Genomic DNA, 10,250 nt, shown 5'->3' on the forward strand with positions numbered 1-10,250 from the left:
GATGACCTGGTCGCACGTGGGCCTGAACTGCACGGACCAGAAGACCACCGAGGAGTTCTACACCCGCTACTTCGGCTTCTCCCGGGCCCGGGTGGTCGACCTCGGCGAGGCGCGGATCGTGTTCCTGCGCAAGGGGGACGCGTACCTGGAGCTCTTCACGGCGGCCGGCGAACCGGCGGGCGGACAGGCAGGCGAACCGGCGGGCGCGGCGCAGGGCGACGGGCCGCAGGCCCCGGGCCGGATGCGGCACCTGGCCTTCCAGACCGACAGCGTGGACGCGTTCCTGGCGGAGCTGGGCGACGCGGCCGAAGTGACGCTGGGGCCGCTGGACTTCGACGACTTCATCTGCGGCTGGCGGACCGTGTGGGTCCGCGATCCCGACGGGGTGATCGTCGAGGTCAGCCAGGGATTCGAGGACGACCGCTCACACGACAAGGACGGTGCATGACATGGCGGGCTCGCTGAGCTTCTCCTTCTCCGACACGATCGCGGGCTACGTCGTCCGCTTCGACTCCGGGTCCCGGATCCTGCGGGTCAAGACGTCCGACGGCCGGGAGTTCGACGTCTCGCTCGCCGGTGACCCGAGCGCCGAGCTGGTCCGCAACCTGGACGAGCCGTACATCGACGCCTCCGGGCACATCGACGAAATGCTCTCCCCGGGCCGGTTCCTCTTCGTCTACGGGATCCACTACCCGCAGGACGGGGGCCGGTTCGAGGCCAAGCGCCTGGTGTTCCTGGGCCGCGGGGCGGAGGACTACCGCTTCGAGGAGCCCAGCTGGTGGATCAGGCAGATCGAGTCGCTGGCCGACTTCTACAAGCGGGCGCAGTTCGGTGACGGACCGGTGGACTTCGCCGAGTACCGCACCGAGATCCGGCTCGGCGGCGACAAGACCCCCAGCCACGTCCAGGAGACCGACACCATCTCCCGCCTGGTCTACGGCATGGCCTCGGCCTATCTGCTGACCGGCAAGGACGAGTACCTGGAGGTCGCCGAGCGCGGTACCGAGTACCTGCGCAAGCACATGCGGGTCGTGGACAGCGAGGAGGACGTGGTCTTCTGGTACCACGGCATCAGCGTCGACGGGGACAGCGAGCGCAAGCTGTTCACCTCGGAGTTCTCCGACGACTACGACGCGATCCCGATGTACGAGCAGATCTACGCGCTGGCCGGTCCCATCCAGACGTACAGGGTCACCGGTGACATCCGGATCAAGAACGACGCGGACGCCACCATCCGGCTGTTCGACAAGTTCTTCCTCGACCCGGAGCAGGGCGGCTACTACTCGCACATCGACCCGATCCTCTTCAGCGCCGACCACGAGTCCCTCGGCGAGAACGCCGAGCGCAAGAACTGGAACTCGGTCGGCGACCACGCGCCCGCCTACCTGATCAACCTGTACCTGGCGACCGGCGACCAGAAGTACGCCGACTTCCTGGAGTACACCTTCGACACCATCGCGGACCGCTTCCCGGACTACAAGAACAGCCCCTTCGTCCAGGAGCGCTTCCACCGCGACTGGTCGCACGACACCACCCACAGCTGGCAGCAGAACCGCGCGGTCGTCGGCCACAACCTCAAGATCGCCTGGAACCTGATGCGGATGAACTCGCTGAAGGCCAAGCCCGCGTACGAGGAGCTCGCCCGCAAGATCGGCGAGATCATGCCGGCCGTCGGCAGCGACGTACAGCGCGGCGGCTGGTACGACGTGGTGGAGCGGGTCAAGGACGACCAGGAGGCGTACCGGTTCGCCTGGCACGACCGCAAGGCCTGGTGGCAGCAGGAGCAGGCGATCCTCGCCTACCTCATCCTGGGCGGCACGGTCGGCGGCGACGCGAACCTGCGCGAGGCCCGGCAGGCCCAGGCCTTCTACAACACCTTCTTCCTCGACCACGACGAGGGAGCCGTCTACTTCAACGTGCTCGCCAGCGGTACGCCGTACCTGCTCGGCACCGAGCGGCTCAAGGGCAGCCACTCGATGTCCATGTACCACTCGGCGGAGCTGTGCTACCTCGGCGCCGTCTACAACAACCTGCTGATCAACGGCAGGGAGATGGACTTCCACTTCCAGCCCGACCCGACCGCTCTGCCCGACCGCGTCCTGCGCGTCTCGCCCGACCTGCTGCCGGCCGGCTCGGTGCGGATCGCGTCCGTCGAGATCGACGAGAAGCCGTACGAGGAATTCGACGCCGACGGCCTCACCGTACGGCTGCCCGACGTCCAGGGGCGGGTCAAGGTCAAGGTCCGGCTGCGTCCAGTGACCAAGTAGGTCTCCAGGACACCGTGTTCTCCAAGGCACCGCGCGCTCAACGGGGGGCGCCCCAATCAGAGGGGAAAGCAATGAGTCTCAACGTCAAGGAACGCCGGAACAAGTCGGGCACCGTGCTCGTCGCGACCGGTGAGATCAACAGCGAGACATCCGGCTCGCTGCTCAAGGCACTGCTGCCGCTGGTCCGCGAGGGCAGGCCGCTGAAGATCGACCTCACCGCCGTCAGCTACGTCTCCAGCGCGGGCCTGCGCACCCTGCTCGTCGTCTACCGCGAGGCCCAGCACGCCGGCGTCGCCGTCACCCTCTACGGGGTGAGCGAGGAAGTCCGGTTCGTCATGTCGGCCACCGGCTTCCTCGACTTCTTCGAGACCGGCGAGGCCGCGGCCGCCGCGGCCAAGGCGAAAGCGAAGGCCGTGCGATGAGCGAGCCCGGGTCCGAGCAGGTCCTGCGCGTCGACGCGTACCCGACCCACGAGGTGGGCGGGTACCGCGTCCGCGCCGGCAAGCCGTTCCCCTTCGGGGCCAACGTGGTCCCCGGCGGGGTCAGTTTCTCCGTCTTCTCCGACCAGGCCACCTCCATGACCCTGGTCATCTTCAAGCGCGGAGAGCCCGAGCCGATGGCCGAGCTGGAATTCCCCGACGAGTTCCGCACCGGCAGCGTCTTCGCCATGACGGTCTTCGGCCTCGACCACGAGAACATCGAGTACGGGTACCGGGCCGACGGCCCCTTCGACCCGGCCATAGGCCACCGCTTCGACGCCCGGCAGGTCCTCTCCGACCCCTACGCGCGGCTGATCGCCGGCCGCGACGTGTGGGGCGTGGAGCCGGACTACAGCCGCGGCTACCAGTACCGCTCGCGGGTCTGCCTCCAGGACTTCGACTGGGCGGACGACACCCCGCTGCGGATCCCCGCCGAGGACCTCGTCGTGTACGAGGCCCACGTGCGCGGCTTCACCCGGCACCCCAGCTCCCAGGTCACCGCCCCGGGCACCTTCGCGGGACTGCGGGAGAAGATCCCGTACCTGAAGGAGCTCGGCGTCAACTGCATCGAGCTGCTGCCGGTGTTCGAGTTCGACGAGAGCGACAACCCGCGCAGCAACCCGGAGACCGGCGAGAAGCTCTTCAACTACTGGGGCTACAACACCGTCTCGTTCTTCGCGCCCAAGGCCGGCTACGCGGCCACCGGACGCTACGGCATGCAGGGCGACGAGTTCCGCACGCTCATCAAGGACCTGCACGCGGCCGGCATCGAGGTCATCCTCGACGTCGTCTTCAACCACACCGCCGAGGGCAACGAGCAGGGCCCGACGATCTCCTTCAAGGGGCTCGACAACGCCACGTACTACATGCTCACGCCCGAGGGGTACTACTTCAACTTCAGTGGCACCGGCAACACGGTCAACTGCAACCACCCCGTCGTGCGCAACTACGTGCTCGACTGCCTGCGCCACTGGGTCGCCGACTACCACGTCGACGGCTTCCGCTTCGACCTCGCGGCCATCCTCGGCCGGGACCTGGACGGCACCCCGCTGCCCAACCCGCCGCTGCTGGAGCTGCTCGCCTTCGACCCGGTCCTGCGGCACACCAAGCTCATCGCCGAGGCCTGGGACGCGGGCGGACTCTACGAGGTCGGCAACTTCCCGGCGTACGGCCGCTGGGCGGAGTGGAACGGCAAGTACCGCGACACCGTCCGCAGCTTTCTCAAGGGCGACCCAGGGGTCACCGGGGAACTGGCGACGCGGATCGCGGGCTCGCCCGACCTGTACTCCAGTCGCGGGACGGCGGCCTCCGTCAACTTCCTGACGGCGCACGACGGTTTCACCCTCGCCGACCTGGTCTCCTACAACGACAAGCACAACGAGGCCAACGGCGAGGGCAACAACGACGGCGGCAACGACAACGCCAGCTGGAACTGCGGCGCCGAGGGCCCCACCGACGACCCGGAGATCAACGCCCTGCGGCTGCGCCAGATGAAGAACGCCCTCGCGATCCTCTTCACCAGCCAGGGCATCCCGATGCTGCTGGCCGGGGACGAGGTCGCACGCACCCAGCAGGGCAACAACAACACGTACTGCCAGGACAACGAACTCTCCTGGTTCGACTGGGACCAGGTCGACGACAACGCCGAACTGCTCCGGTTCACGCGGGAGATGATCTCCTTCCGCAAGCACCACCGCGAGCTGCGCTCCACCTCCCACCCCACCGGAGCGCTCCGGGAGAACCTCGGACTGCCCGACATCAGCTGGCACGGCGAGCGGGCCTGGCAGCCCGACTGGTCGGCCGAGAGCCGGCTGCTGGCCGTGGCCCGCTGCGGCACCGGCGACGACGACGTGGTGTACGTGGCCATGAACTCCCACTGGGAATCGCACGACCTGGAACTGCCCGCCCTGCCCGGCGGGCGCAGCTGGCACCTGTTCGCGGACACCGGCGCCGAGGCGCCGCACGACATCCGCAGCCCGGGGGCGGAGCAGGAGCTGGACAACGCCGGCAAGTACCTGATCGGGCCGCGCTCGGTCGTGATCCTGGTGGGCCGTACCGACCATCCCGATCCCCGAGACGCCTGAGACGCCCTGACCCGAGGAGACCTGACATGCCGCTTTCCGTGTCCCTGACCATCGAGGGCGACACCACCGTCATCGAACTGACGGGCGAGCTGGACGCCAAGACCGCACCGGACTTCCACCAGACCATCGAGAAGGCCGCCGGCCACGGCACCAGCATCGTCGAGATCCGGATGGCCGGCGTCGGCTACATGGCCAGCGCCGGACTGCGCTCCCTGGTCTTCGCCCAGCAGAAGGTGGGGGCCGACGTCACCATCAAGGTGGTCGGCGCGATCGAGCCCGTCTCCCGGACCATCCGGACGGCCGGCCTCGACCGCAGCATCCTGCTCTCCGACGACTGACCGCGACGGCCGGCCGAGGTGAGCGCGATGGTGGAACTGGCGAGGAAGCCCGACGTACTGGAGGTGCCCGCGACGGTGGGGGCACTGGGCGAGATCGCCGCGTTCGTCCTGCGGCTGGCCGGCCGGGCGGGCCTGGGCAAAGGGGCCACGTACCGGATCCGGCTGGCCGTGGACGAGCTGGCCACGAACATCGTCATGCACGGGTACCCGGGCGGCGACGGGCGGATCACCGTCCGCGGCCGCTCCGGTCCCGACGGGGTGCGGATCGTCATCGAGGACACCGCACCCGCCTTCGACCCCGTCGAAGGCCGCCTGCCCCCCGCCCCCGGGGTCCCCCCGGAGCGGCGGCGGGTGGGCGGCCTCGGCATCCACCTGGCGCTGACCAGCGTGGACGCGTACACGTACGCCCGCAGGGACGGCCGCAACATCAGCACGCTGACCGTGATGGCTGAGGGGACTGACCCATGCCCTCCACGACCGTGATCATTCTTGACGAGTACCCGCCCCCGCCGCCCGAACTGCTCGACGCACTGCGGACGATGGACGCGGAACTCGTCACCCGCACGCTGGCCCAGCTGCGCGACGGCCCAGTGGAGGCACTGCCCGTCGCCGACGTGCTGCTCGCCCCCGCCGAGGCCGACGGGGTGGCCGTACGGACCGCCGTACGCCGGCTGCGCCGCTGGGCCGGGGCCCCCATCGTGGTCGTCTGGACCGTGGCGGAATTCGCCGCCCTGGAGGAACACGTCCGCCTCGGACACGACTACCTCGTGCCGCCCTTCCTGCCGGCCCTCGTCGGCGCCCGCCTGCACAGCTGCTCCGAGCGGGCCGGACTCGGCCGCACCCTGCGCGAGGCGGACGCCCGCGCCGAACTCATGGGCTACGAGAAGGAACTGGAGATCGGCCGGGAGATCCAGGCGGGCTTCCTGCCCGAATCGCTGCCCGTCCCGGCCGGCTGGGAGATCGACGTGCGCTTCCGGCCCGCGCGCCAGGTCGCCGGGGACTTCTACGACGTCTTCGAGCTCTCCCGCGGCCGGCGGCTCGCGGTCGTCGTCGCCGACGTCTGCGACAAGGGCGTCGGCGCTGCCCTCTTCATGGCACTCATCCGCTCCCTGCTGCGCCACACCGCCGAGAACAGCGGACTCCAGCACCTGATGGCCGCGGGCCGCACCGGCGGCAGCCGGCGGACCCCGGTCGTCGGCGCCACCCCGCTGCTCAACGCGGTCACGGCCACCAACGGCTACCTCACCCGCAACCACCTGCGGCAGGGCTACTTCGCCACGCTCTTCTTCGGCGTCCTGGACCCGCTGACCGGCAGCCTCGTCTACATCAACGGCGGCCACAACCCACCGCTGCTGCTCTCGGCCGACGGCAGTGTGCCCCGGCCGCTGGAGGTCACCGGACCGGCCGTCGGCGTACTGCCCGACTGCGTCTACACCCTCGGCTACGCCCAGTTGAACCCGGGCGACACCCTCTTCGTGTTCACCGACGGAGTGCCCGAGGCCCGCTGCCCGGAGGGCAGTTTCCTCGGTGACGACAGAATGCTGGAACTGCTCGGCGGCCCCCCGGCGAGCGGCCGGGACCTGGTCGACCGGATGGACCTGGCGGTGCGCCAACACACCGGCACCGCCGAACAGCACGACGACGTCACCATGCTGGCCCTGCACCGGCCACGTGCGGCGCGGGGGCCGCACGCGGGCGGCAGCGGCTACCGGGTGGTGGCCCGATGACCCGGACCATCGTGGTGCACTCGCACCGCGGCGGCACCGGAAAGTCCTCGGTGCTGGCGAACCTCGCGCTGCTCCTCGCGGCCGGGGGGCGCCGGGTGGGGGTGGTCGACACCGACCTCCAGTCGCCCACCCTGGACCTCCTCTTCGGACTCGGGCCGGGCGCCGGCTCGCTGGCCGACTACCTGCTCGGCCGCTGCGAGATCGAGGCCGCGGCCCGGCAGACCGGCCTGCCCGGGCTGTACGTCGTACCGGCGCGGACCGGGACCGCTGAACTGCGCGAGCTGATGACCACCGGGTACGACGTGGGGCTGCTGCCGGAGGGCTTCGACCGGCTGGCCGTCCACTACGGGCTCGACGTCCTGCTGCTCGACACACACGCGGGGCTCAACAACGAGTCGGTGACCGCCATGGGCAGCGCCGACGTCGTACTGATCATGGCGCGGGCGGACCGCATCGACCTCGCCGGGGTCGAGGAGACCGTCGCCCTGGCCGGACGGCTGGCCTGCCGGCGGGCCCTGGTGCTGAGCATGGCGCCCGAGGGCATCGACCGGGAAGCGGTGCGCCGGCGGGCCGAGGACGTCTACGGGGCCCCGCTGGCGGGAATTCTGCCGTACGTACCGGAAATGGCGGCGCTGTACGGAGAACGCATATTCGCCGAAGCCCATCCCGGCCACCCCCTGGTCGATGAATTCCGCTCCATCCTCTCGGCGTTGGACGCACGTGACGAAGTATCACGGGCCTGACGTCACCCCCTTACGCCCCCGCCGAGGGGGCGTGTTGAATCGGCAGCGAATCCAGAACAAGGAGAGAGTCATGAAGATTCTCGTCGTCATGACGGCAAAGGCCACGCTCCACCTGCTGGACGGGGAACAACACCCCTCGGGATTCTGGGCCGAGGAATTCGTGGTTCCCTACACCCTCTTCCGGGACGCCGGCCACACCGTGGACGTGGCGACGATCGGAGGCGAAGCCCCCACGGTCGACCAGACCAGCGTCGACGCCCAGTTCCTGCGGTGGGTGCGCCCCGAGGGATCACCCGACGAGGACGCGGCCAACGCCGCCGCCTACGTACGGATCATCGCCGAGACCCCCCAGCTGAAGCAGCCCCTCGCTCTGGAATCCCTCGGCGAGAAGGACATCGCCGGATACGACGGCATCTACATCAGCGGCGGACACGGGGCCATCGGCGACCTGCCCAAGTCCGACGAACTCGCCCAGATCCTGCGCTGGGCCCTCGCCCAGGACAAGCCGCTCGCCACCGTCTGCCACGGCCACACCGCGCTCCTCGCCCTGCGCGACGGCGAGGGCTGCTGGCCGTTCGAGGGCTACCGGATGACGGCCTTCTCGCACAGCGAGGAGATGGTCACCAACATGGCCGGCCGGCTCCCGCTGATCCTGGAGGCCGAACTCACCCGCCTCGGCGCCCGCTACGAGAAGGCCGAAGCGATCTGGGACTCGCACGTGGTGGTGGACCGCAGGCTCACCACCGGCCAGAACCCGTACTCCTCCAAGGCCCTCGCCGAGACGTTCCTGACGCAGCTCGCACAGGGCTAGGGGGTGTCCGGCGGATCAGGGCCGGACACCCCCCAGGGACACCGCCCCGCACTCACACCGGAAGGTGCAGCCATGACCAAGCGCGAGCTCAGCGGCCAGCCCCTGGCCAATCCCGGCAAGCTGTTCATCGGCGGCAAATGGGTACCGGCCCGGGACGGCCGCAGCGAACCGGACGTCAGCCCCGTGGACGGACAGGAGATCGTGCCGGTGGCCCAGGCCACCGCGGCCGACGCGGACGCGGCCGTCGCGGCCGCCCGCACGGCGTACGAGGAAGGCCCGTGGAGCCGGCTGTCCGCCCAGGAGCGTGCGCTGCGCCTCAACCGGGTCGGTGAGCTCATCGAGCGGGACCTGGAGGAGATCGCCCTGCTGGAGACGGTGGACATGGGCAAGCCGTTCGCCTTCTCCAGCACGGTCGACGCCCCCATGGCCGCCCAGCTCATGCACTACTACGCGGGCGCCGTGACCCGGGTCGACGGCTCCTCCAGGGCCCCGGCCGGCGGACAGCTCGCCTACACCCTGCGCGAACCGCTGGGCGTGGTCTGCGCCATCACCCCGTTCAACTTCCCGCTGCTGCTGTCGATGACGAAGATCGCCCCGGCGCTCGCGGCGGGGAACACGGTGGTCCACAAACCTTCGCCGGCCACCCCGCTGACCGCCCTGAAGATCGCGGAGCTCTTCCAGGAGGCGGAGATCCCCGACGGTGTGCTGAACGTGATCACCGGTCCGGGCGTGGAACTGGGAGAGACCCTCACCGACCACCCCGGCATCGACAAGATCGCCTTCACCGGCTCCACCGTCGTCGGCCAGTCCATCATCCGCAAGGCGGCCGGGACCCTGAAGAAGGTGACGATGGAACTCGGCGGCAAGTCCGCCAACATCGTCTTCGCCGACGCCGACCTCGACGCCGCCGAGGAACTCGCCTTCTTCGGCATCTACTACAACAAGGGCGAGATCTGCACCGCCGGCTCCCGGCTGCTGCTGCACCGTCCCATCCACGACGAGATGGTCGAACGCCTGGTCCGCCGGGCCGCCGCCCTCAAGCCCGGCGACCCGCGCGACCCCGCCACGCTGTTCGGACCGCTGGCCCACCAGGGTCAGTTCGACAAGGTCAGCTCCTACATCGAGATCGGCGAGAAGGAAGGCGCCGTCCTGCGCACCGGCGGTGCCGGCTGGACCCCCGAGGGCGCCTCCAGCCAGGGCCTGTACTTCCTGCCGACCGTCTTCACCGGCGTCGACAACGGGATGCGCATCGCCCAGGAGGAGATCTTCGGCCCCGTCCTGTCGATCATCCCCTTCGACACGGAGGAGGACGCCGTCCGCATCGCCAACGACAGCGCCTACGGCCTCGCCGCCGGAGTCCACACCAAGGACCTGCGGCGCGCCCACCGGGTCGCCTCCCAGATCAAGGCCGGGACGGTCTGGGTGAATTGCTACAACCAGTACGACCCCGCCGTGCCCTACGGCGGCTACAAGGCCTCCGGCTACGGGCGCGAGTGCGGCCCGGAGTCCCTGGAGAGCTACACCCAGACCAAGTCGGTCTGGATCGGCATGGACTGAGGACGACCGACGACGACCGAGGACTGAGGAGCGGTATGAACACGGGCATCATCGGCACCGGCCGGATCGGATCCACCCTGGCCCGCATCCTGGTGGCCGCGGGCCACGAGGTGGTACTCGCCAACGCGAGCGGGCCGCGGACCCTCGGCCCCCTGCTGGCCGAACTGGGCTCGCTGGAGCGGGTGCTGGAGCAGGAGTACCGCGTGTCCTGCGCCGCGCTGTCCGCTCCCGACCTGGTGGAGGG

Annotated in this window: 11 protein-coding genes; all 11 read left to right on the forward strand. The window is 69.7% G+C overall.

Features of this window, described 5'->3' with window-relative positions; genetic code table 11:
* Position 1 precedes the first annotated feature (1 nt).
* Positions 2 to 448: a VOC family protein gene (locus tag ACWDYJ_RS30410; RefSeq protein WP_451568800.1), complete on the forward strand. Its 447-nt coding sequence runs from the start codon at positions 2 to 4 to the stop codon at positions 446 to 448.
* Position 449: 1 nt separating this feature from the next.
* Entirely contained in the window at positions 450 to 2,267 is a 1,818-nt protein-coding gene (locus ACWDYJ_RS30415) for an AGE family epimerase/isomerase (RefSeq protein ID WP_451568801.1), read from the forward strand.
* A 71-nt stretch (positions 2,268 to 2,338) separates the two neighbouring features.
* Complete coding sequence (locus ACWDYJ_RS30420) at positions 2,339 to 2,689, forward strand: STAS domain-containing protein (RefSeq protein WP_451568802.1); 351 nt, start codon at positions 2,339 to 2,341, stop codon at positions 2,687 to 2,689.
* Complete coding sequence (gene glgX, locus ACWDYJ_RS30425; RefSeq protein ID WP_451568803.1) at positions 2,686 to 4,830, forward strand: glycogen debranching protein GlgX; 2,145 nt, start codon at positions 2,686 to 2,688, stop codon at positions 4,828 to 4,830. The genes ACWDYJ_RS30420 and glgX overlap by 4 nt, the downstream gene beginning before the upstream one ends.
* Before the next feature lie 26 nt (positions 4,831 to 4,856).
* The gene (locus ACWDYJ_RS30430; RefSeq protein ID WP_451568804.1) at positions 4,857 to 5,168 is read left to right on the forward strand and encodes an STAS domain-containing protein; all 312 of its coding nucleotides are present in this window, start codon (positions 4,857 to 4,859) and stop codon (positions 5,166 to 5,168) included.
* Between the two features lie 27 nt (positions 5,169 to 5,195).
* Positions 5,196 to 5,651, forward strand: a complete 456-nt coding sequence (locus ACWDYJ_RS30435; protein WP_451568805.1) for an ATP-binding protein — start codon at positions 5,196 to 5,198, stop codon at positions 5,649 to 5,651.
* Positions 5,633 to 6,895, forward strand: coding sequence for a PP2C family protein-serine/threonine phosphatase (locus tag ACWDYJ_RS30440; protein WP_451568806.1), 1,263 nt, complete (start codon positions 5,633 to 5,635; stop codon positions 6,893 to 6,895). The genes ACWDYJ_RS30435 and ACWDYJ_RS30440 overlap by 19 nt, the downstream gene beginning before the upstream one ends.
* Positions 6,892 to 7,638 (forward strand): AAA family ATPase, encoded by a 747-nt coding sequence (locus ACWDYJ_RS30445; RefSeq protein WP_451568807.1) that lies wholly within the window; start codon positions 6,892 to 6,894, stop codon positions 7,636 to 7,638. The genes ACWDYJ_RS30440 and ACWDYJ_RS30445 overlap by 4 nt, the downstream gene beginning before the upstream one ends.
* 70 nt (positions 7,639 to 7,708) lie before the next feature.
* Positions 7,709 to 8,449 (forward strand): type 1 glutamine amidotransferase domain-containing protein, encoded by a 741-nt coding sequence (locus tag ACWDYJ_RS30450; protein ID WP_451568808.1) that lies wholly within the window; start codon positions 7,709 to 7,711, stop codon positions 8,447 to 8,449.
* A 72-nt stretch (positions 8,450 to 8,521) separates the two neighbouring features.
* Positions 8,522 to 10,006: an aldehyde dehydrogenase family protein gene (locus ACWDYJ_RS30455; protein WP_451568809.1), complete on the forward strand. Its 1,485-nt coding sequence runs from the start codon at positions 8,522 to 8,524 to the stop codon at positions 10,004 to 10,006.
* A gap of 35 nt (positions 10,007 to 10,041) precedes the next feature.
* Positions 10,042 to 10,250 (forward strand): NAD(P)-binding domain-containing protein (locus tag ACWDYJ_RS30460; RefSeq protein ID WP_451568810.1); only part of this gene is annotated, 209 nt, incomplete at its 3' end.

This window comes from Streptomyces sp. NPDC003042, from assembly GCF_053591315.1.